The sequence below is a fragment of the Nitrospirota bacterium genome (genome assembly GCA_020846775.1).
Taxonomy (GTDB): domain Bacteria; phylum Nitrospirota; class 9FT-COMBO-42-15; order HDB-SIOI813; family HDB-SIOI813; genus RBG-16-43-11.
This window is the reverse complement of the sequence record JADLDG010000023.1, coordinates 250,796-273,612: the sequence shown is the minus strand read 5'-3', so window position 1 is coordinate 273,612 and position 22,817 is coordinate 250,796. Positions and strand designations below refer to the sequence as shown.

The window sequence follows — 22,817 nt, the reverse complement described above, 5'->3', positions numbered from 1 at the left end:
TTTTATCGAATGAAAATATCAACAATTATTAATGTAATACTTGCTGTAACCGGCGCATTTGCCCTTGCCGTTGCTGCTCAGATAATTAATCCTGCAGAGAAGGTTAATGCGCTTTGGCTTGTGGTGGCGGCTGCATGTATCTTTACAATCACATACCGGCTATATGGTTCATTTATTACTTCTAAGGTACTTGTACTTAATGACAGGAGACTTACCCCGTCCAATAGAATGGCTGATGGAAGGGATTATCATCCAACGCATAAATGGGTATTGTTTGGCCATCACTTTGCGGCTATTGCCGGCGCAGGGCCTTTGATTGGGCCCGTCCTGGCCGCACAATTCGGATACCTTCCGGGGTTTCTCTGGATATTGATAGGGGCCTCACTTGGCGGCGCAGTGCATGATACTGTCATTCTTACAGCATCTGTCAGAAGGAACGGACGATCCCTCGCACAGATTGCAAAAGATGAGATCGGTCCGGTTGCAGGAATCACTGCCGCCCTTGCAATACTTTTTATCATCCTGGTAGCGCTGGCCGGTCTCGGATTGGCAGTAGTCAATGCACTGACCAGAAGTACATGGGGGACCTTTACTATAGCTGCGACGATGCCTATCGCGTTATTCATGGGCATTTATCTGTATAAGATAAGATATGGCAGAGTGGGAGAAGTCAGTGTAATCGGTGTGACACTGTTGCTGCTGGCAGTTATAACCGGTCAATATATCCCGGGATCATTTCTTGAACCTTATTTTAATCTTTCGCGCAATACCCTCGTATTCAGTATGGCTGCGTATGGATTTATTGCGTCAGTCCTTCCTGTATGGCTGCTCCTCTGTCCAAGAGATTATCTATCAACATACATGAAAATAGGAACCGTTGCACTCCTTGCTGCGGGGGTACTTTTCCTGGCGCCTGAAATTCAGATGCCCGCGGTAACACATTTTGTCAGCGGCGGGGGGCCTGTTATCCCAGGCGCCATCTTCCCCTTCATGTTTATAACTATTGCCTGCGGCGCTGTCTCAGGGTTTCATTCACTGATATCTTCAGGTACTACACCAAAGATGATTCAAAAGGAGTCAGAGATAAAGATTATTGGCTTTGGCGCTATGCTGATGGAGGGATTTGTGGCTGTTGTCGCGGTAGTTGCAGCAACTATATTAATACCTGGAGATTATTTTGCCATCAATACAACATTGTCATTTGATGCGCTGGCTCAGTTGGGTTTCCCTGTTTCTAAGGTACACGAGCTGTCGGGATTGGTAGGAACGAATGTAGCAGGGCGTCCTGGGGGCGCGGTCTCACTTGCAGTTGGAATGGCATATATATTCTCAAGCCTTCCAGGGATGAGGGGGCTCATGCCATACTGGTATAACTTTGCCCTTATGTTTGAGGCGCTATTTATTTTGACGACAGTAGATACAGGGACTCGGGTGGCGAGATTTATTATTCAGGAATTGGGGGGGTATGCATATAAGCCGTTAGCGAAGTCTGACTGGATTCCTGGAACTATACTGACAAGCCTGATTGTAGTCGGTGCATGGGGCTATTTGATATATTCAGGGAGCATATCTACCATCTGGCCGATGTTCGGTGTGGCTAACCAGCTCCTTGCAGCGCTTGCGTTTTGTATCGGAACGACAGTAATTATAAAGATGGGTAAGTTACGGTATGCATGGGTCACATTTATCCCGATGCTGTTTATGTTCACCATGACTATGACTGCATCGTATAAACTGATGGATATGTTTCTTGTAAAGGCGGCAAATTCAGCGGCCTCTTCTGACGCATTTTCATTCAGGCTTGATGCAGTACTGGTCGCCTCTATGGCGATACTTGCGGTTATTGTTGTAGCAGATTCATTTGTTAAATGGTATGGCTACCTGGCAGGGAAAAGAGAGATAGTAACGAGCGAAGTAGTTGAATGGGCAACTGACCTGGAGGTTCATTAGTTGATGGTCTGAATATGGTATTAGCGGACTTATCTGATTTTCATCGGCACTCCAAGGTGATGCAAAACATCGCTTTGTTCTCCGCGCATTACCCTGAGAAGTTCCTCACGTGCAATCCCGGCATCTATCCCTGAGTTTTTCAATAGATCAAGCAGCTGACCGAACTTCTCCCGTCTTCGCAATCCCATTTCGGATGTGTCCCTTCTGTCCCTGCATTCCTCCATCATTGTTGAACCGCAGATACAGTTGCGGAATAATTCCACAAGGGACTTATCATCGTCATCAAGAGAGTGCCTGAGGCCGCTCTTGCCTCTGAGTGACTGCGTTTGAATAAAGAAGTCATTGGCGTTGTCATAAACCTTGCCACAACTCTGGCATTTCTTGGGAAATGCACTGGCCTTCATGAATTGAAGGCCGCTATATAACTCAGTTATAAGTGATTCTGTATTCATCTGGCAGACATTATTTGCTTTTCAGGACAATTTATTGTATTTTTCATGATAAAACATTTTTAAATATCGGAGTCACTATTAACGCACTTAAGTTTTGAGGCGAGAGTTTATGATTAAGCTTAGATGGGCCATTTCACTGATAATAACTAGTATTATTCTGCTGATATCTTCCAAGTCAGACAGCGCTGCTCTAAGCGACATTACCAAGGGAGGTTATGCAAGGAAGATATTCATAACCGGGAATTATCTCTATCTCGCAGACTGGTATTCAGGACTGCATATCTATGATATAACATATCCGTATAAGCCTGTACACCTGACAAATATCCATACCCCGGGTTCACCAAAGGGGATATTTGTAAAAGATAACATTGCCTATGTTGGCGATGACGATCACGGCCTTCAGGTTATAGATGTCAGTGATCCACTCAATTCAAAGGTAATCAGCCATTATCAGACTCAGGGGCTTGCCTACATTGTAGAGGTAGTTGGTGATATTCTTTATGTGGCAGACCACAGGGGCGGGGTGTCTATTCTTGATGTGAATGACCCATCGCAACCTCGACTCATGAGCAGATTTGAGACAAAAGGGCTTGCCTGGGGTATAACAGTAATGGACGGATTTGCATACGTCGCTGCAGACAAGTCAGGCCTCCTGATAATTGATGTGCATGCGCCTGAAAAACCTGTACTTGCCGCGGTTTATCCTGCATTGACTGGCGCTGAGGATGTTTTTGTCAGGAATGGACTTGCCTTTGTTGTTTCGTATGATTCCGAACTCCACATCCTGGATGTGAAAGATCCGGCTAAGCCCGTGTTAGTTGGTAAGATCAAGACACCGGGAAACGCGAGGGGTATTACCGTCTCCGGCAAATATGCGTTTATTGCTGACTGGAAGGCAGGTTTGCAGATAGTGAATATTAGTGATCCCCGTAACCCTGAGACAAAAGGGAGTGTTGACACCAGTGGTATGGCATGGGATGTGAAGGTAAAGGATGATTTTGCTTATGTGGCAGATTGGGAGGGTGGTTTAAAGGTTATAAATATCAAGGATGCCGGTCATCCTTTTGAGACAGGGGGATACGGATATTATGGCTTTGCGCATGATCTGTATGTAAGGGGTAAGTATGCTTATCTTGCGGCAGGTTCAAAGGGGTTCCAGGTTATTGACGTGAGCAATCCCGAGAATCCTGCGTGGATAGCAGAACTGGAATTGCCAGGTGATTCGAGGGATTTATTTATCCGTGATAACCTGGCATTTATTGCCGCCGGAGATGCCGGTCTTCAAATAGTTGATTTCACAGATCCATACAGACCTGTTAGGGTTGGCGGTCTGGATACGAGGGGTTTCTCAAACAATGTAATAGTTGATGGTACACATGCCTTCCTTGCTGATGGAGAAAATGGTATTGTAATAATGGATCTTTCAGTCATAACAAGACCTCGTCTCATTTCCAGATTTATGACGCGTGCCATCCCCCGGAAGATATCATTCTCAAAGGGTAATATTCTCATATCAGAGGGTGAAGGGTGGTTAGAAATAGCTGATGTCAGCATTCCCGAAGCGCCTGTAAAAATAAATGAATTTCAGGCCGGAGCTATCAGCGATATGGAGATCAGGGGGGCTTTTGCCTACGCTGCAGATCATGATATCCTTTTAACGTTTGATGTATCAGATCCAAAGAAGATCAAAAAAAAGAGACGGAATAATGTTGGTTTCAATATCAAGGATATAGTTATTAATGATGACAAGCTGTATATTACAGGTGATAGAAAGATTCTCCTCTATGATACTAATATGCCGGATAAACCTGCCTCGTCCCTGGAGTTTGATGAGGTTGACTCAATATCTAACATCTTTGCCGGCGAAGACGGAAATATATATATGGCAGCCGGGAGTGATGGCTTGAGGGTTCTGATAGTAAGGCAATATTTAAAGTGAAAAGAAAAAATAAGCAATTTAGAATAGAACATGACTCTCTTGGAGAAAAAGAGGTGCCGCTGAATGCTTACTACGGTATCCAGACTTTACGCGCAGTTGAGAACTTTCCAATCAGCGGTCTCAGGCAGTACAGCGAATTTATTATAGCTACAGCCCTGATTAAAAAAGCAGCTGCACGGACCAATATGGACCTTGGTAAACTTGACAAGCGCAGGGGTAATGCAATCTCAAAGGCAGCTGAAGAGATTATAGAGGGTAAATTATCTGATCAATTCGAAGTTGATGTATTTCAGGCCGGCGCCGGTACTTCCCATAACATGAATGTCAATGAGGTAATTGCAAACAGGGCAATAGAGGTCCTTGGGGGTGCTAAAGGTGACTATTCCGTTATACACCCCAACGATCATGTAAATATGTCCCAGTCTACTAACGATGTCTTTCCAACTGCAATGCGTATTGCCGCTGTATCTGCTTCTGATAAGTTGATTGATGTCTTGAAAAAGTTATCTCAGGCATTTCACAGAAAAGGAAGGGAGTTTGACAAGGTCATAAAATCAGGGCGTACTCATCTGCAGGATGCCGTTCCAATCAGGCTTGGTCAGGAGTTTGAGGCATACGGTGTAATAATTGACAATGTGATGAAAGAGATAAAGATGGCAAGGGAACGCGTTCTATCGCTTGGAATAGGCGGGTCCGCGGTAGGGACAGGTGTGAATACGCACCATCTGTATCAAAAGAAGATTATTTCAAATCTGAGGAGACTTACAGGCGCTAAATATACAGGGTCAAGAAACCTGATAGCCTCTATGCAGAGTATGGGAGACTTTGTCCTGTTTTCCGGTGTATTGAGACTGCTTGCAGTTGAACTAATCAAGATAGCCAATGACTTGAGGTTGATGAGCTCTGGTCCTCTGACGGGTCTTGCCGAGATACGCCTTCCGGCAGTTCAGCCCGGATCCTCAATAATGCCCGGTAAGGTTAACCCGGTAATGGCCGAGGTTTTGAATATGACATCATTTCAAGTTATTGGCAATGACACGGCCATTACGCTGGCTGCACAGGCCGGACAGCTTGAGTTGAATGTAATGATGCCTGTAATCAATTACAATCTTCAGCAGTCCATTCACCTGCTCATTAATGTTATTAATGTATTTACTGAGAAGTGCGTAAATGGGATAGAGGCCAACAAAGATCGCTGCATGGAATTTGCAGAAAAAAGTCCCGGCCTTGCCACAATCCTGAATCAGGTAATAGGTTATGAGGCAGCTGCCAAAATTGTAAAAGAATCCCTTGCATCGGGCAAGTCTGTCAGGGATTTAATTGCACTACACGATATCCTCTCAAAAAAAGACGCAGATCAAATACTGGATCTGTACAAGATGACTGTAAATGCCATATAATTAGTCATTGTGCAACTTACATTACCCCAATTCGTAAAAACCTGGTTTAAGAACAATGATATTGCCCAGCATCCTCATAAGAAGTATCATGATGAGGACTGGCATACCCCAAGGGGGAGACAGATCAGGGAAGTAGTCTTTGGAATGAATGACGGGCTTGTTAGTACAGTGGGGTTCGTGGCTGGAGTGACAGGGTCCGTCAATAACAGCCGGATTGTATTCATGACCGGTATGGCAGCAATAACAGCCGGCGCTGTTTCTATGTTTCTCGGCGCCTATCTTGCATCAAAATCGCAGAGGGAATTTTTTGAACGGGAGATAGATCGTGAAAAAAGAGAGATCATAGAGTTTCCTGATAAAGAGAGACAGGAGATAAGGGAAATATTTACCGACCATGGATTTACCCCGGATGAAGTGGAGATGATAGTTCACAGGGTCACTGCAGACAAGGACAGGTGGATTAAATTCATGATCCGTGATGAGCTTGGCATTGTTGATGAAGACTTTGAAAGTTCATTAAAAGTAGGTATGATAATGGGTGTATCATTTATTATAGGCGGGCTGCCGCTCATAATACCTTATATATTTTTTGATGACTCACTTTATGCGCTTAAACTCAGCATCGCGATAGCCCTTGCCATCCTGCTCGGTATAGGGATCGGCAAGACCATGTTGACGAAAAGGCACTGGCTAAAAAGCAGTGCGGAGACTGTATTACTGGGGTCTATCGCCGCAGGGATTGGATACATCCTCGGCGCTATATTTTCAGTCGCATTATAGAGGGAACAATGTCTGATCAGAACATATATGTTATTGGTCACAGGAATCCTGATACGGATTCTATTTGTGCGGCACTTGCTTATGCACGGCTCAAGCAACTTACCGGCCATGCCAGTGTTATAGCGGCCAGGGCTGGGGAGATAAATTTGCAGACTGAGTATGTTCTCAAAGCATTCGGGCTGGACCTCCCGCTTTATCTGCCGGATGTTAAGGTCAGGGTAAAGGATGTCATGACCTCAGAGTCATTATCAGTTCATATGGATATGTCAGTAGGCGATGTCCTTGATTTTATGAACAGCTATGACCTGCTTATGGTACCTGTAACTGACAGGGGTGGTCATTACAGAGGGGCTATCACCCTTCAGGACCTTGCCAGATTCTATGCCCGTCATGCCGATGCCGCGACTTCTAATAGAATAGTCGCCTCGCTCACCGGAATAGCCAAGGCAATTCAGGGGAATTCGCTATTCCTGTTTGATGAAAATGAAACGAGGACAGGCAGGATAGTTGTAGGAGCTATGGAAAATGAAGGATTCCGGCAGGTGATGAAGTATTATTCCGAGGAAGGTTGTGTTGTCATAGTAGGAGACCGCAGGGAGATACAGAGACATTCCATTGAAAGTCATGCAAGATGCCTGATCGTAACCGGCGGGTTTCTGCCTGACAAGGCGATCCTCGATATGGCGCAAAAAAACAAGGTCAGTGTTATTTCATCGCCATATGATACAGCAACAACCGTAAGATTAATGCACCTTAGCACTCCTGCCAGAGAGGTGTTCTCAAGTGATTTCTACTCGGTATCCCCGCATGACCTGCTGCTCGATGTCAAGGCAAAGATGCGTGATTCAGCCCTTCGAGGATGTCCGGTTGTAGAAACCGACGGCAGGCTTACCGGGATCCTGACAAGGAGCGACATGCTCAGGGACTTTCGAAAGAAGGTTATCCTCGTTGACCATAATGAGGCCAGTCAGGCTATCCCTGGCATAGAGGAGGCCGAGGTGATTGAGGTACTGGATCATCACAGGATAGGAAGTTTTCAGACACTTCATCCGATCCTTTTTGTAGTAGAACCTGTAGGCTGTACTAATACGCTTGTTGCAGAGCTTTATTTGAAATATGGAGTAGAGCCCGAGCCTCCATATGCGGGAATTATGCTGTCTGCAATATTGTCAGACACAGTTATCATGAAGTCTCCAACGACGACTGAAAGAGACCGGAAGGTTGCTGCGTATCTTGCAGGTATAGCAGGCATTGACATTCAAAAGCTGGGGGAAGATATGTTCAACGCAAGCTCAGACCTTTTGAAGAAGACGCCGGAGGAGATTATCAAGACAGATTATAAAATCTATGAGGTTGGAAAAGAGAAGATAGGGATAGGTCAGATCGAGATAATAGAGATGCTGACATTTGAAAAAATAAGAGAGGCTCTTCTGACATCACTAAACAAGATACTGCTTGAAGACAGATTAACCCTTGCCTGCCTTCTGGTATCAGACATCATATATGAAAACAGCCTGCTGCTTTTTGCCGGTGATTCCGGTATTGTAACGAAGATAGGTTATCCACTTATGGCCCCTAACCTGGCTGAACTAAAAGGGGTACTGTCAAGAAAGAAACAGCTTGTTCCAAGGATTCTAAGTGTCCTTAAGTAGCCCATTTATTTTATCTAAAATTACAAAAATGTGACATAGAAATAAAGTATTGACAAAGCGGTCAATTGGGAATAAAATCCCAAATATGAGGCAGAATGAAAAAAAGACACTGCTTTCAGCAATAGTAAGCCTCTTACAGCCATTGGTCAGGATACTATTGCGTAATGGTGTCCCCTACGGAACATTTGTTGATCTTGCCAAGAATGTTTATGTGAAAGTGGCGATGGAAGAATTTGGCTTGCCGAACAGAAAACAAACCGCCTCCCGTGTCTCCATACTTACGGGATTGACCCGTAAAGAGGTCAGCCGGGTAGAGGGTGTTTCTGACACTGGAAATGAAGAGACAATTAATCGTTATAACAGGGCTGCAAGGGTTATAACCGGCTGGGTACGTGACAGCATATTCTGTGACAATCATGGTAACCCGGCAGATCTGAAGATTGAGGGGCCAGGTGTGTCATTCAGTGAACTTGTACGAACATACAGTGGTGACATGCCTGTCAGGGCAGTACTGGATGAGCTTGACCGTGTCGGGGCGATTGACCGGCGGCCGAACGGACGTATAAGGCTGATTGAAAGGGCATACATACCTGCAGAAGGCAATGTCGAAAAACTTGCTATTCTCGGAACCGATGTCAGAGACCTTATTTCAACTATAGATAATAACATTACGAAAGATCCAGGGTCGAGATTTCTGCAGAGAAAAGTATCTTATGACAATCTGCCTCAGGAAGTCCTTCCAGAAATCAGACGGCTTTCTGCTGAGAAGGGGCAATTGCTTTTAGAGGAGCTGGATGCCGTATTATCACAACATGACAGGGATGTCAATCCAACAGTCGTTGGCACGGGGAGGCAGAGGGCCGGTATAGGCATCTACTATTTTGAAGATGACACAATGAAGAGGGGTGAAGGACAGTGAAACGCCGGTTTATGCACAATATATTTATCATCTGTTTAATACTCTTAACTGTATCATCATGCGGTACAACGACCGGTTACAACGATCTTGCAGGCGGAGGAATTGGGGGGACAGGCGCGACCAACGATTATGCCGGAGGTGGTATTGGTGGCACCGGGATCAGTATTGGCAGGATAAAATCAATAGATAATACGTCGGTGAGTGTAAACGGGGTTTCATTTGAAACAACTATGGCGGCTGTTACTTTAGATGGAACGCCGGGCGATATTAGCAGTTTGCAGCCTGGAATGGTTGTTACAGTTGATGGGACCTTTAATGACGATGGTTTAACCGGGGTAGCGGTTAATGTTGAGTTCGATGATCTGCTTGAAGGCATTGTTGATTACGTTGACCCCCTTTCTAATACGCTGTTTGTACTTGGGCAGACAGTCAGTGTCAGCAGTCTGACTATCTATAACAGTGTTTCAGATAAAAATAGCGATGGCATGATTGATGTGAGCGACATAGAGACAGGAAATATAGTTGAGGTCAGCGGCTTTGTAGACTCAAATGGTGTTATTCAGGCAAGTTACATCGCACTTAAGAAATCATCTTTTGACAAGGGGAGTGAGATCGAACTAAAAGGGAATGTTGCTAACCTTGATTCGATCCCTGGCACTTTCCAGATTGGGAGTTTGCTGATTGACTACAATATTGCTGGCTTTAAGGATATGACAATTTATGACTTGAAAGACGGATTGTATGTTGAGGTAAAAAGTACTGACGGTTTTTCAGGTGGGTCGCTGATTGCAAGCAGGATAGAACGTGAGGATCATGGCTACAACTTTAAAGATAATGACAAATTCAAGGTTGGAGGTTATGTTACAGCATTATTTACAGACGGAACGTTTGAACTATCGGGACAGACCGTCCGGGTCCTTTCAACGACACAATATTCGGATGGCAGTATTGTTAATGTTGCTGATATCAAGGTAAACGATCAACTTGAGGTTGAAGGTACTGTTGATTCACTGGGTGTTCTTGTTGCAGATAAGATAAAGATTGAATCCAACGATTCGGGTTCTGATGATGACTCACATCATGACTCCTCTGCATCTGGTGACAGCTCTGACAATCAACATGATGATCACAAAGAAGGTGATGATGATCCATCATAAAAATATCATGATTACAGGTATAGGCAGGCCGGCCGGACGCTCTGCTGTAACATATTTTAAGGCCAAGTCATTTCCAATAATAGGGACTGATGTCAGAGAAATTAAACGCCCTGTTGATTCCTTCTATGTTGTACCTGAGGCTGATGATCTTGGTTACACGACAATTCTTATGGAGATAATCAGAAGAGAGCGTCCATCTCTCCTGATACCAACAGTTACGGAAGAGCTCCCTGTAATCTCTTCCTTGAAGAGGGAAATAGAGTGGGAAGGATGTAATGTATTGATATCGTCTCGAACGGCCATAGATATTGCCAACGACAGATTGAAGACTTTAATGATAATGGCTGGACATGGCATAGAAGTACCAAAGTATTGTGATGAAGTGACGCCGGTAAACATAATCGCAGACAGATTGGGATTCCCCCTGCACTCCAGACATCGCTTTAGAAGTCGCAGAAATGATGATGTGATGTACATGAGATATGAAGATCTCTTTGACAAGTCTAAAGATGGTCTCATATTTCAGGAATATATCTCTGGCGCTGTCTATAATCTTAATATGTATATTGAGAAGGGAGGAGATGTACTGTCAGCAGTTGTCCTGAAGAAGACCGTCTTAAAAAAGACGGAAGGAGATTATTCCTCTGCCGTTGAAAGGGTAGAACGGCATGATATTGTCAAGAAGGGGACAAAGGTTGCAGGGATACTCAATTTTGAGGGGCCTGTTGAAATGGATTTTGGGCTTAGAGATAATTTTACCCCGGTGCTCTTGGATATAAATGCAAGGCTTGGCAGCAATGTTCTTTTTGCATGGGACATATTGGACTGCCTCCTTGATGGATGGAAGAGGTCGTTGTTGACAGGAGGTTACAGATGAACCGTCACGAACAATTGTTGGCAAAGAATAATGCGTATTATCCGTCGTTTACTTACTATTTGAAAACTTTATGGAATCTCATTCCTATAGGGCTAATCATTTTTATCATGGTTTTTTCTGCTTCAGCATATTACCTTTTTACTACAGTACTGTCAGGTTTCTTCAATATTTTCTAAATCATGATTTAATTTGCTGAACGCATGATGACTGGTTACTGTCGTTTACGCTCCTGTCTGGGGAATACAAATAAAAAATATCCGGCTGCCAGCAGCACAGGTAAAACACTCAATACCTGCCCCATGGATAATGGGAACCAGCCCGGCAGTACATGAAGGTCTTTCCAGAATTCAAGAATGAATCTTCCTCCAAAGTAGAGAATCATATAGAGGAACATAAAAAAGAGGGGAGGTGTCTTCATGTAATAATTCTTGTATATGTAGAGGAGGATGGCTAACACGATGATACTTAAAATGGCCTCATAGAGTTGTACCGGATGCCGGGGGAAATCCTCTCCCAATCTGCTAAAGACAACTCCCCAATTATCCCTGGTAGGGATTCCAACGATCTCAGAATTAAAAAAGTTGCCAGTCCTTACAAAGGCAGCGGTTCCCGGCATTCCGAGTACCAGGACGTCAGCGTATTTTGTGAATTTCACATTATGAACCCTTGTCCAGATTACGTAGGAAACAAAAACACCGATGGTTGCCCCATGACTGGATAAACCTCCATTCCAGATTTTAAGGATTTCAACAGGATCTCTTAAGTAGAATCCAGGTTCGTAGAAGAAAACTTCTCCGAGCCTTGCTCCTATGATCAGTCCGAAGAATAGATAAGTAATCACACTATCTAAATCAATGACAGGATAGTTCTCCCGTTTGAATATCCATCGCAGCAGCAGATAATTAACTATTATTCCGGACGAAAACAAAAACCCGTACCATCTGATTGCAAACGATCCAATTCTCACAATTTCAGGTGATAAGTTGTTAACATAAATCATTTTATCAATGTTCCTTTCGAGCAATATGTATTTAAATTGAGTCATGTGATTATAAAGGATTCTTAAAAAAAAGAAACTATAACTAATTGCATTTGACACAGTACACAAATCTATGGTAATTGATGGCAAATGATTGTAAGGTAGGATTATGAGGGTAGACTGTAGAATGAAAACAGAGCGTCACATATCTGCAGGCGGTGTAGTTTTTCGATTAGATAAAGGCGAGGTGTATGTTGCCCTGATTTCGGTTAAAGACGGGAAGGTATGGTGCCTGCCAAAAGGGCTCGTTGAAAAGGGTGAGAACATTGCCAGGACTGCACACAGAGAGGTCAGGGAAGAGACAGGTCTTGATGGAAAGATTATTAAATTGATCGGCAATATACATTATTTCTATGTCAGTAAAGAAGAAGAGGAGACTAAGCGTATATTCAAGATCGTCTATTTCTTTTTAATGGAATGCACAGGCGGAGATGTGACAGAACATGATAGTGAGGTGGTTGACTGCAGGTGGTTTCCGCTTGACGAGGCTATCGAACTTGCAGAATACAAGGATGAAAAAGGGATCCTGCAGAAGGCAGGAGAGATACTGCGAGGGCTGTAGGTAATTCGCCCTGTTGTGATCAGTGGCCATATTTATTTGCAGAATAGATTTATCATACTTCAGAATATTCGAATGTTTGATACATTAAATGACAAGCCTGAACTATTCAGGCTGTGAAGATAATCGTGATGTTATAAAAATTATTTCTGCAGGTCTACCTGCATGTAAGAGATGAGCGCCTGAACATCTTCGTCTGACATGGAAATCTTAGGCATGTCCATAGAGATCTTTGCGTATTTCTTATTTGATCCTGACCGTCCTTCCAAAATGACGATCTTAATATCAGCTGCTTTGCCCTTCGTTATGAATTCATTTCCCTTAAAAGACGGTCCCATTGGGGTACCACCTCCTGCAGGGCCATGACATAATGAGCATTTTTCTTTATAGACTTTAGAACCATCTGCAGCAAAAGCCGAAACACTACAAATAAACGCCGCTAAGATTATAACTATAATTAAATGTGTTTTCATTCAATTCACCCCCTTTCCCTTCATGAATAGTTGTATATTAATTTGATTTTTACTCATTGTCAAAACAATTATTTCAAGAAAAAAAAAGATCTTGACATGGTTTTTGAAAAGGGATATAAATAGTCTTGTATGAAACAAGACTGTACTGGTCTTGTATAGAGGTGGTTGATGTTTAGATTAAGCAAGGCTGCTGAATATTCAATAAGAGGGTTGCTGCACTTATCTATCCACTATTCTGAAGACAAGTTATGTGATATAGATGAGATTGCCAAATCAACTGATACACCTCCTGCATATCTTGCCAAACTCCTGCAATTACTTGTTAGAAAAGGATTTGTAAAGTCGTTTAAGGGTCAGAAAGGCGGATTTGCATTAACCAGACAGCCAAAAGATATTAAGCTGCTGGATGTGATTGAGGCAATGGAGGGCCCTATATTCCTGAATTACTGTCTTATATATGAGGGTTACTGCGACAGGGATAAGTTCTGTTCAGTGCATGATGTTTGGGCTGGCGCCCAGAAGGTATTGATTGATTACCTGGGTGGTTGTTCATTTGAGCAGCTCGTGAAAGATGCAATAGCTAAGAAAGAATCGTTAATGAAATAAACTGTCAGCATTTTTTTATACTGAAACAGGATATATAAGGTCCGATAGGTCCGGTAAGGGTAGTTTAATAGTTTAAAAGGGAGGTGAAAAAAATGTCTAAGCAAACAATTAGTCAGGATGTGACGTGGGGGGCAGGTGCTGTACAAAGTAGATCGTACGCTCAATCCGATGGGGATGACCCGGCGCATGGTCACCACTGGGAGACAAGCCCTTGGCCCCTTGTCCTGGTCATCGGGATTTTATTCCTGATACCCTTTTCATTTGCACTCTATTACGTTTATGCAAGGCCATTAACGGCAATGTTATCGCTTGGTATTGGAGTGCCGCTTACAGTCATAGCAATAGCAGGCTGGATCAGTGAAGGTGTGGGACAAAAAGATGAGCCTGGGTATGTTGTTACAGCAATGCCTTTCTTTATATTGGCTGAGGCATTCATCTTTATTGCTTTTTTTGCGGGCTATTGGGTCGTAAGGCTTAAGTCTGCAGGCTGGCCGCCTGAAGGCACACCGGATATATCTGTGACGACGCCGCTGATTATGACAGCTGTCCTTGTGTCATCAAGTTTTACTATCCATCACAGTGAAGTAAGAATGGAAAAGGGAGACAGAAGTGGATTTCTAACATGGCTGATCGCCACTATAGTACTTGGAACAGTCTTCATGCTGATTACGATAAATGAGTATTCTCATCTGATGACAGAAGGATTCAACTTCAAGACAAACATCTACAGCACTGCCTATTACACAATTACAGGCTTTCATTTCTCTCATGTACTGGTTGGTGTAGGAATGTTTATTTGCATACTAATACCTGCGCTCATGGGGAAGATGAGCAAGTCCTTTGTTAAGTCTGCATCCATGTACTGGCACTTTGTTGATATTATCTGGTTTTTTGTTTTGACTCAGGTCTATCTCTGGTCGTAGGTCTGGAGGTACTAATGTTAAGAGCTGAAAACTACAAGTTAATCTTTTTCATGATCCTGTCTATATTAATTGCGATTGGGGCTCGTTCAGTATATGCAAAAAGCGGAACAATCTCTGAGTCAACTTTGGATCCCTCAATCATGAGGATTGACGAGGACGCATACCTCGGAGCCAGATTGGATGGAGAATTGATTCTGCTGGATAAGGACGGTGAGGAGTTCAAACTCAAAGATATGTCGGGTAAACCGCTTATCCTTGTATTTTCCTATTTTTCATGTGACGGGGCATGTCCATCAATCAACGTACACTTGAGGGATGCACTCTCAGGGATAACCGGGCTGATTCCGGGAAAAGATTATAACGTACTGACAGTTTCATTTGATAAAAAAGATGATTTGCGTCAACTGAATGTGTTTACTGAAATGACAGGAATAAGAGGCAGTAAGGGTGATTATTGGAAAATAGCTGTTATGAAGAACAAGGAAGACATCGCAGCTTTGACAAAGAGTGCAGGTTATAAATTCTTCTGGTCGCCTCGTGACAGGACTTTTCTGCATACGTACGCTTATATATTTTTGTCTCCGGATCTCAGGATAGCACGCTATATCTACGGGTCACCTCTTGATAGCAAGGATGTTGAACTTGCAGTTACAGAAGCGGCGTATAACAGGAACAGGCATTCAAAAGTTATAGACCTCCTGACAATGGCTTGCTACAGCTATAACTACAAGGAGGGAAAATATACGTTGAATTATCCCCTGTTTGTTGGAGTCGGGGCATTTATATTGGGTGCGATCTTTATTTTTACACCAATCATCTATTTTAGAAAGAGAAAGGAGGCAAGGCCATGATCAGGAAAATAATAAATGTAATATGTCTCTCGTTCCTTATGCTTGCGGCAGCTTCTACATCGTATGCGGAGCATGAAGTGAGAGGATTTGGAAAAATTCCCGATCTTCCCGGAGGGTGGCAGCATTTGTTCAATGAGATGCTTATTGACATAACGGTGATCGGAGTCATCTTTGCCGGAATTACGATCTACTTTTTGATCAGATACAGGAGAAGGTATGCAGGGCAGGAGGGTAGACCGCCCAGGCTCAGCATCGCAGCAGCCATTGGATGGGCGTTAATTCCCGCCTTTATCTTTATGGCAGATGATCTTTATCTGGCTGCTGAAGGTTGGACTCTTTTCAATGATTACAGGACAGTGCCGGAGAATGCCTATGAAGTTAAACTTGAAGGACAAATGTGGAGCTGGAACTTCAAATATCCTGAAGGCGTGGAGACGGTTAATGAATTAAGGGTTCCGGCGGGTACCCCTGTTCTTGTTCGAATGACAAGCCGGGATGTCATTCACAGCTTCTTCCTTCCTGACTTTAAGGTCAAGGAAGACCTCATGCCTGGCAGGGTGACCTATCTCTGGTTCTACCCGAAAGAACCTGGTGAACATCTTATCACATGTGCAGAATTTTGCGGTGTCCTTCACTCAAGTATGAGGGGGACAATAATTGCGTTGCCTAAGGATGAGTTTAACAAATGGATCGAAGATGAGAAAAGAGCTTTAGCTGAAGAAGAAGCGAAAGGGGGTGCATAAATCATGAGTACAGCATCGCACTCAATGGCACACAAGGTTGGTTACGGACAGACACTTAAAGAATGGATTTTTACAATAGACCACAAGAGGATTGGTATCCTCTATTTAATCGGTTCGCTGGCAGCATTTGCTGTTGCCGGTCTAATGGCAATACTTATCAGGATAGAACTGGGATCTATAGGTCCGACGATTACAAACCCACAGACATATAATACCTGGTTATATTTTCATGGTGCAGCCATGATACTTGCATTTCAGATACCGGCGCTCACAGGGTTTCTTGCGAACTATCTTATTCCACTTATGATAGGGGCAAAGGATATGGCCTTTCCGAGGCTCAATGCCCTGAGTCTCTGGTTATTCTGGGCAGGCATCGTTGTTGCGCTTCTAACCTTTGTAATTCCTGACTCACCGGATATTATGTGGACCGGATACCCTCCGTATTCTCTCAGAAGCGGAGGCAACACGGCCTTCTACGTATTTACCGTACACCTCATGGGTTTTTCATCCATTGTAGGAGGAATAAACCTGATTACCACGGTCATCTATATGCGTGCCCCAGGCTTGACATGGGGTAAGTTGAATATTTTTGTCTGGAGCACACTCGGCGCATTTATATTACAGTTGATTTTCATACCTGTTTTAGCCGCAGCAGTTACGATGCTCCTTTTTGACAAATATATAGGGACACATTTCTTTGATCCATCCGCAGGGGGCGACGTACTCTTATATCAAAACCTGTTCTGGTTCTACTCGCATCCGGCAGTGTATGTAATCCTGTTGCCTACCATGGGGATAATCTATGAAATAGTCGCTACTTTTTCAAAGAATCGTGTCTTTAACTACAAGATGGTGGTTTATGGCGGTATTGGGGGTGTCGTCCTTCTTAGCGGCGAGGTTTGGATACATCACCTTTTTACTTCCGGTATGCCCGACTGGATCAGGCTTGGGATGATGGTAAGTACACTGATGATCAGCATTCCTGTAGGTCTCTTAATGATTGGTCTTATAGGTACGCTTTATAAGGCCGCTATCCAATATACTACGCCGATGCTATATGCAGTCGGATTCATATTTCTGTTCCTTATTGGAGGATTGACCGGTATCCCGAATGCAATGACAGCTATAGACCTTGCCATTCATGATACGCATTTTATTGTAGGGCACTTTCATTATGTAATGGCGGTATCAACTACCTTTGCTATATTTGGAAGCATATATTACCTCTTTCCAAAGATGACCGGAAAGATGTACAACGAGACCCTTGGGAAATCAGGGTTTATTATTTCCTTCATTGGGGTGAACGTTACCTTCTTTACCATGATGATAGTCGGAATTAAGGGCATGCCGAGGAGATACTTTGATTATCAGCAGTTCCCCCAGCTTGAGGGACTTCACTTTATAGTTACCATAGGAGCATTCATTATTGGTCTGGGCGCTCTGATTAATCTCATAGCATGGATTCATGGACTTGCTGCAGGGAAAAAGGCGGATGATAATCCATGGTCGTCGAGGTCAATTGAGTGGATGACTACGACTCCTCCGCCGCCGGGAAATTTCCACCCAATTCCGGAATTGTCTGAAGACTGGCATCCGTATGGATATGGAAATTCATGATGAGAATTCCTTCCCCTTCAAGGGGAGGGACAAGGTGGAGGTTTTATGAAAAAGATTATAGAAGCAATAAATCCAACGTATCCAATAGGGATAACTATTTTGTTTCTCTATCTTCTTATGATAATGGGTGCATTCGTGACCTCGACAGGCTCGGGCCTTGCCTGTCCTGACTGGCCGCTTTGCTATGGCAGTGTCAGGCCGCCGTTCAGGATGCACATATGGTTTGAGTGGGGGCACAGGCTTCTCGGTGCTTTAACAGGGTCGCTGCTGATCATGTCTACAGCGTATGTCTGGATAAGGTATAAGGGGGCAGCCCGCATCCTTACTGCATTAATCCTGGGGCTTTTGTTTCTCGGTGTTCTGATTGGCGGCGTAACTGTGCTGACAGAGGCGCCTTATCTTGATAATATCTTCAGGGTTGCTCTCGTATCATCACATCTTATTATTGCAACGATGGTGTTGACATCTCTGATCTTTACACTGAGAAAAATAAGCGGCAACAATAATGTCGCAGAAAAGGGCTATGCCTTTTTCCTCTTCTGCCTTGTATATCTTCAGGTAATTCTGGGTATATTAGTCCGTTATTCCAAGGCCTCACTGGCCTGCCCGGATTTTCCCCTGTGTCAGGGACAGATAATACCATTCCTTGGTAACGGTGCTGTAGCCCTGCACTTTATACACAGGGTTACGGCGGGTGCTGTACTGTTGTTTACTATATTTATGTTGTATAAGGCAATTAAGATGGGCAGTGGGATCAGGGTTGCAGCAATAACAATGAGTCTGGTTATCATGCAGGTTGTCCTGGGTATATCATTAATCTTAACAGGTTTGTTTCTGCCTGTTATCATTTTGCATGGCGCCACAGGATTCCTGTTGCTTGGCTGGCTGGCGTATCAGTCGGCGCCATTTTTGTTTTCAAAGAGAGACATCCTGTGGAATATGCAGGTTGCCGGCAGCAGGTAGCAGCAGGATAAATTGCCCCCTAATCAAGGGGGGAGTGGGGGGAATGGGGTTACGCGCGCTGTGTCCGGGGAGGCAGATATGAAAGAATATGTGATAGAAAGTGCAATTCCAGCAAGCCATGCAATAGGAGACTACTTAGTCCTTGCCAAACCAGGCATCGTATCCCTCGTCATGATGTCTACACTGACGGGTCTGTGTATTGCCAGCAGGGGACTGCCGGATATATGGATTACCATTTCTGTCATGACAGGTATTGCTTTGGCAACAGCAGGGTCAGCAATTCTGAATAATTATGTTGACAGGGACATTGATGCCATCATGGAGAGGACCCGGAGCAGGGCATTGGCAGTTGAGGCATTTTCACCAGGGAAGACAGTAATTACAGGAATTCTGTTGGTGGTCTTCTCTGTACTGTTTTTATCAGCAAATGTTAACTTGATGACTGCGACACTGACCGGAGCTGCTGTATTTGGTTATGTTGTCCTTTATACGATAATCCTGAAACGACGCTCATCCTATGCAAACCAGATTGGAGGAATCGCAGGTGCACTCCCGCCAGTCATAGGTTATGTAGCGGTGACACAAAGGATTGATCTGACTGCTGTCATATTGTTTGCCATCTCAGCGATTTGGCAGCATCCTCATGCCTTGAGTATAGCGCTCAAGTACAGGGACCAGTATGAGTCTGCCCGCATACCTGTAATTCCAGTTGCCAAGGGAGTCCGGTCAACAAAAATACGGATTTTCATATACACTGCACTGCTTCTGGTTGTGAGTATTACTCCATATATCTCAGGCATGACAGGTTGGATCTATCTTATAATTGCAATAGTTGCAGGGATCTACTATCTTGGAATTGCCGTTAAATTTATGATGTCTAAACGTGATTGTGACATGTTTCTTTTTTTCTTTTCTATTCTATACATATTGGTTATTTTTACTGCAATGATCCTGGATATGGCATGATGCAGGAGATAAGCATGCAAACAATAGAAGAAGCAATGAGCAATGAGTTAGGGAAAATCAGAAATGATGAATTGGGGCTGAGAGAAGTTGAAGGAGTGGCGATGGTGTTATTCCATGAATAAGTCTGCATACGGTTGGTTCTATCTTGCAATATTATCTTTAGGCATAGGCGGGGGATTTGCCTTTCTGGTCGCTATGAGCAGGACTCCGTTTGGATACAAGTACTTTCCGCCTTATTATATGTATCACGCACTGGCAGGACATGTTGTGCTGGCCATACTACTCTGGCTTCTGTCATTTACAGTTGTGTTGTGGGATATTTACCTGGGTAATGGCGATAATATCCGCTTTAGAGGTTTATCACATAAAATCGCACTCATGGGACCATTGCTTGTGACAATTTCTGTTGTGACAGGTAATGGAAAGGTAGTCACAAACAACTACGTGCCTACCATAATTGATCCTCTATTTTTCATTGGTCTGGCCTTGTTTATTACAGGGTTCTCAATAAATGCGATAGGGTACTTAAAGAAAAGCATTAGGTATTTATTCTCAAAGGACATCCTTATGAATACAGTAGTGATGTCTTTGTTAATCAGTCTCTTGATGATATTATCCATGGTCTGCTCAATACTGCTTAACAGGGGACCTGCAGAGCCGCTTGTCTTTTTTGAGAGACTTTTCTGGACCACGGGTCACATTCAGCAGATATTAAACGGCTCTATGCTAATTATAGCCTGGTATAGCTTATTGCGAAAACATAATGGAGAATTCAGTACATGGCGGTTGCTCAGGTATGCAAATGTATTGCTTTTATTATCGGCGCTCTTTATCTTTGGTCTTCAATTTATCTATGATCCGTTAAATAAAGCATCTAAAGTGGCAGCAGAGATTACTTATGCAGTGGGATTAGGTATTCCGGTCTTTCTGCACATTGCAAATATCATAAGAAATCTTAAGAGGAGTGAATTCGGCGTGGCCTATGTTGCCTTATTGCTTTCCATGATAATTTATACCTTTGGTATTGCAATCGCATATGGTGGTTTTGCCAATGACCTCCGGGTTCCTGCCCACTATCATGGAGCGGTGACAAGTCTGACATTGGCCCTTATGGGACTTTCGTATTATATTATAAGAGACATGAGGCAAAGGGTTTATGGAGAGCATCTTGCCAGGTATCAGCCTGCTATTTATGGGGGAGGGATGTTTCTGTTTATCCTTGGGCTCTTTATCTCGGGTGCTTTTGGCGCACCTCGAAAGACCTATGGCATTGCCTTTACATCTGACCCGGTTGTTCTTGCGTCACTAACTATTATGGGTGTGGGAACAATACTGGCGGTAATAGGAGGGATTATTTTCGTGTCTTATATATCTGTTACGATAGTCAAGGGAGGGAGAAAATATGGATTATCAGAATGAAGCTGAGGGTAAAAATAAGAAAATGTACTTTGTCATATACCTGGTACTTGGTTTAATCGCATTATTACTTGTTGATGCGCTTGTACTGTCCTGGAGACTATAGTTGAGGTAGTAAGGTTTGAATCTATACACGACATTACTATATAGCAGTCTTTTAACAATCGGTATAAGCGGGCTCTGTGTCGTATCAGGATTATTTCTTATAAAGCTGAACCTGAGAGAAAAACATAAATGGGCAATGCTTTCTGCATCTTTTTTTGCAATTATCTTTGTTGGATTATATATGATAAGGACCACAATCTTTCCTCATACAAAATATGAGGGAAGTTTAAGGGGTCTTTATCTGACTACCCTGTGGTCTCACACATTTCTGTCAGTTGTTAATCTTCCGTTGGCCGTCATGACATTGTATTCGGGGTTCAGGGGACGATTTGACAGACACAAAAAGACTGCTCCTTATACGGCAGCTGTATGGTTATATGTTGCAGCAACAGGCTGGCTCATTTACTTCTTTCAACTTTGATCATTACTCATTGTTATTAGTATCCTGATCATTTGTTCCTGCAGTTCATCGGCTAAATTTGACCCCAATTTTTTTACAATAAACGGCAATCTTACAACGACTGCATAAAGGGGATATTGGTTTACACAGGTTTTGTCCGAAGGTGACCAGCAGGTCATTGTAGATCTTCCAGTATTTTCGGGGTAACTTGCCGCGGAGTGCGGCTTCGGACTGTTCAGGTGTCTTTGTATTTATGTAACCCCAGCGGTTTGATATCCTGTGGACATGGGTATCAACACATATGCCATCCTTATCATACCCTGTAGTTACCACAAGATTTGCAGTCTTTCTGCCCACACCCTTCAGTTTCATCAGTTCATCTATAGAGTCAGGTACTATGGAGTTGTAATCATCTTTGAGAGTCCTGCAGATCTCTATTATGCTCCTGGCTTTAGTCCTGTAAAAGCCTACCGGGTAGATGGCCTGCTCGATCTTTCCGGGTGGGATTATAAGCATATCATCCGGGGTACTGGCAAGAGAGAAAAGCCTGAGACTTGCCGCTTCTGTAGTGACGTCTTTAGTCCGGAGGCTGAGGATGCAGGATATTAGTATCTTAAAGGGATCTTTAGTCTTTTCTGCAACCTTTGTTACTGCAGGTGCTTTCCATTTTTTTACTTCTTTTTTCAGTATGCTGATAATGTTGTTGATATTGTCGCCGGTCATCCGAGCTGCACGTTATTTCTTAAACCATCTCTTGAGCTTTGGCATGTAATCATTGACAATCTCTCTGGCTTTATCTTCTGACATATTCCTCTTTGTAGCGGCTATACCAGTACACTTCTCAATCATCTGTTCCAGTGTCAGATCAGGTTCTGTAAAGGCGCCATTCCGGAAGCAGAATCGGCAGTAACTAAGATTCTTGGCGCCGGATTCTGTTGTCCCGAAATCTTTTGGATCCTGAATTGACATACCACAGCTCTGGCAAATAGGTCCTACTGTCTTCGGCATAATTCCCTCCTATGTAGTT

Annotated in this window: 23 protein-coding genes; 18 read left to right on the top strand and 5 right to left on the bottom strand. The window is 43.5% G+C overall.

The features are described 5' to 3' along the window. Window positions 1-9: 9 nt before the first annotated feature. Entirely contained in the window at window positions 10-1,950 is a 1,941-nt protein-coding gene (locus IT392_03960; protein ID MCC6543642.1) for a carbon starvation protein A, read from the top strand. A gap of 29 nt (window positions 1,951-1,979) precedes the next feature. Here the strand turns inward: IT392_03960 and IT392_03955 are convergent, their stop codons facing one another. Next, on the bottom strand, window positions 1,980-2,402 hold the full coding sequence (locus IT392_03955; GenBank protein MCC6543641.1) for an oxidoreductase: 423 nt from the start codon (window positions 2,400-2,402) through the stop codon (window positions 1,980-1,982). A 109-nt stretch (window positions 2,403-2,511) separates the two neighbouring features. Here IT392_03955 and IT392_03950 point away from each other — a divergent pair, with 109 nt between their 5' ends. The 7 genes from IT392_03950 (at window position 2,512) to IT392_03920 (ending at window position 11,129) form a co-directional block, all read left to right on the top strand. Then, window positions 2,512-4,344, top strand: a complete 1,833-nt coding sequence (locus tag IT392_03950; GenBank protein MCC6543640.1) for a hypothetical protein — start codon at window positions 2,512-2,514, stop codon at window positions 4,342-4,344. Next, entirely contained in the window at window positions 4,341-5,744 is a 1,404-nt protein-coding gene (locus tag IT392_03945) for an aspartate ammonia-lyase (GenBank protein ID MCC6543639.1), read from the top strand. Before IT392_03950 ends, IT392_03945 begins: the two co-directional genes overlap by 4 nt. Before the next feature lie 9 nt (window positions 5,745-5,753). After that, window positions 5,754-6,524: a VIT1/CCC1 transporter family protein gene (locus IT392_03940; protein ID MCC6543638.1), complete on the top strand. Its 771-nt coding sequence runs from the start codon at window positions 5,754-5,756 to the stop codon at window positions 6,522-6,524. Window positions 6,525-6,532: 8 nt separating this feature from the next. Continuing rightward, a complete protein-coding gene (locus IT392_03935; GenBank protein ID MCC6543637.1) occupies window positions 6,533-8,176 on the top strand; it encodes a putative manganese-dependent inorganic diphosphatase in 1,644 nt (547 codons plus the stop codon). A gap of 85 nt (window positions 8,177-8,261) precedes the next feature. Next, a complete protein-coding gene (locus IT392_03930; protein ID MCC6543636.1) occupies window positions 8,262-9,095 on the top strand; it encodes a hypothetical protein in 834 nt (277 codons plus the stop codon). Continuing rightward, complete coding sequence (locus IT392_03925; GenBank protein MCC6543635.1) at window positions 9,092-10,252, top strand: hypothetical protein; 1,161 nt, start codon at window positions 9,092-9,094, stop codon at window positions 10,250-10,252. Before IT392_03930 ends, IT392_03925 begins: the two co-directional genes overlap by 4 nt. Next, a complete protein-coding gene (locus IT392_03920) occupies window positions 10,236-11,129 on the top strand; it encodes a hypothetical protein (GenBank protein MCC6543634.1) in 894 nt (297 codons plus the stop codon). Before IT392_03925 ends, IT392_03920 begins: the two co-directional genes overlap by 17 nt. Window positions 11,130-11,340: 211 nt before the next feature. Here the strand turns inward: IT392_03920 and lgt are convergent, their stop codons facing one another. Next, window positions 11,341-12,129 carry a prolipoprotein diacylglyceryl transferase gene (gene lgt / locus IT392_03915; protein ID MCC6543633.1) on the bottom strand — a complete coding sequence of 263 codons (789 nt, stop codon included), beginning with the start codon at window positions 12,127-12,129 and terminating at the stop codon, window positions 11,341-11,343. A gap of 166 nt (window positions 12,130-12,295) precedes the next feature. Between lgt and IT392_03910 the strand changes: the two genes are divergently transcribed. Next, entirely contained in the window at window positions 12,296-12,730 is a 435-nt protein-coding gene (locus tag IT392_03910) for an NUDIX hydrolase (protein ID MCC6543632.1), read from the top strand. 140 nt (window positions 12,731-12,870) lie between these two features. Here the strand turns inward: IT392_03910 and IT392_03905 are convergent, their stop codons facing one another. Further along, a complete protein-coding gene (locus tag IT392_03905) occupies window positions 12,871-13,200 on the bottom strand; it encodes a cytochrome c (protein MCC6543631.1) in 330 nt (109 codons plus the stop codon). A gap of 168 nt (window positions 13,201-13,368) precedes the next feature. Between IT392_03905 and IT392_03900 the strand changes: the two genes are divergently transcribed. From IT392_03900 to IT392_03860, 9 genes are all read left to right on the top strand, one after another. Next, window positions 13,369-13,806 carry an Rrf2 family transcriptional regulator gene (locus IT392_03900; protein ID MCC6543630.1) on the top strand — a complete coding sequence of 146 codons (438 nt, stop codon included), beginning with the start codon at window positions 13,369-13,371 and terminating at the stop codon, window positions 13,804-13,806. Window positions 13,807-13,898: 92 nt separating this feature from the next. Continuing rightward, the gene (locus IT392_03895) at window positions 13,899-14,729 is read left to right on the top strand and encodes a heme-copper oxidase subunit III (GenBank protein MCC6543629.1); all 831 of its coding nucleotides are present in this window, start codon (window positions 13,899-13,901) and stop codon (window positions 14,727-14,729) included. A gap of 14 nt (window positions 14,730-14,743) precedes the next feature. Further along, window positions 14,744-15,580: an SCO family protein gene (locus tag IT392_03890; GenBank protein ID MCC6543628.1), complete on the top strand. Its 837-nt coding sequence runs from the start codon at window positions 14,744-14,746 to the stop codon at window positions 15,578-15,580. Next, complete coding sequence (coxB, locus tag IT392_03885; protein MCC6543627.1) at window positions 15,577-16,323, top strand: cytochrome c oxidase subunit II; 747 nt, start codon at window positions 15,577-15,579, stop codon at window positions 16,321-16,323. Before IT392_03890 ends, coxB begins: the two co-directional genes overlap by 4 nt. A 24-nt stretch (window positions 16,324-16,347) precedes the next feature. Continuing rightward, window positions 16,348-17,940: a cbb3-type cytochrome c oxidase subunit I gene (locus tag IT392_03880; protein ID MCC6543626.1), complete on the top strand. Its 1,593-nt coding sequence runs from the start codon at window positions 16,348-16,350 to the stop codon at window positions 17,938-17,940. A gap of 45 nt (window positions 17,941-17,985) precedes the next feature. Further along, complete coding sequence (locus IT392_03875; protein ID MCC6543625.1) at window positions 17,986-18,903, top strand: heme A synthase; 918 nt, start codon at window positions 17,986-17,988, stop codon at window positions 18,901-18,903. Between the two features lie 78 nt (window positions 18,904-18,981). Continuing rightward, a complete protein-coding gene (cyoE, locus tag IT392_03870) occupies window positions 18,982-19,869 on the top strand; it encodes a protoheme IX farnesyltransferase (GenBank protein ID MCC6543624.1) in 888 nt (295 codons plus the stop codon). A 114-nt stretch (window positions 19,870-19,983) separates the two neighbouring features. Beyond that, entirely contained in the window at window positions 19,984-21,288 is a 1,305-nt protein-coding gene (locus IT392_03865) for a cbb3-type cytochrome c oxidase subunit I (GenBank protein MCC6543623.1), read from the top strand. A 118-nt stretch (window positions 21,289-21,406) separates the two neighbouring features. Then, window positions 21,407-21,811: a DUF420 domain-containing protein gene (locus IT392_03860; GenBank protein MCC6543622.1), complete on the top strand. Its 405-nt coding sequence runs from the start codon at window positions 21,407-21,409 to the stop codon at window positions 21,809-21,811. Window positions 21,812-21,856: 45 nt separating this feature from the next. Here the strand turns inward: IT392_03860 and IT392_03855 are convergent, their stop codons facing one another. Beyond that, window positions 21,857-22,513, bottom strand: coding sequence for an endonuclease III (locus IT392_03855; GenBank protein MCC6543621.1), 657 nt, complete (start codon window positions 22,511-22,513; stop codon window positions 21,857-21,859). A 12-nt stretch (window positions 22,514-22,525) separates the two neighbouring features. After that, window positions 22,526-22,798: a zinc ribbon domain-containing protein gene (locus tag IT392_03850; protein ID MCC6543620.1), complete on the bottom strand. Its 273-nt coding sequence runs from the start codon at window positions 22,796-22,798 to the stop codon at window positions 22,526-22,528. Between the last annotated feature and the right edge of the window lie 19 nt (window positions 22,799-22,817).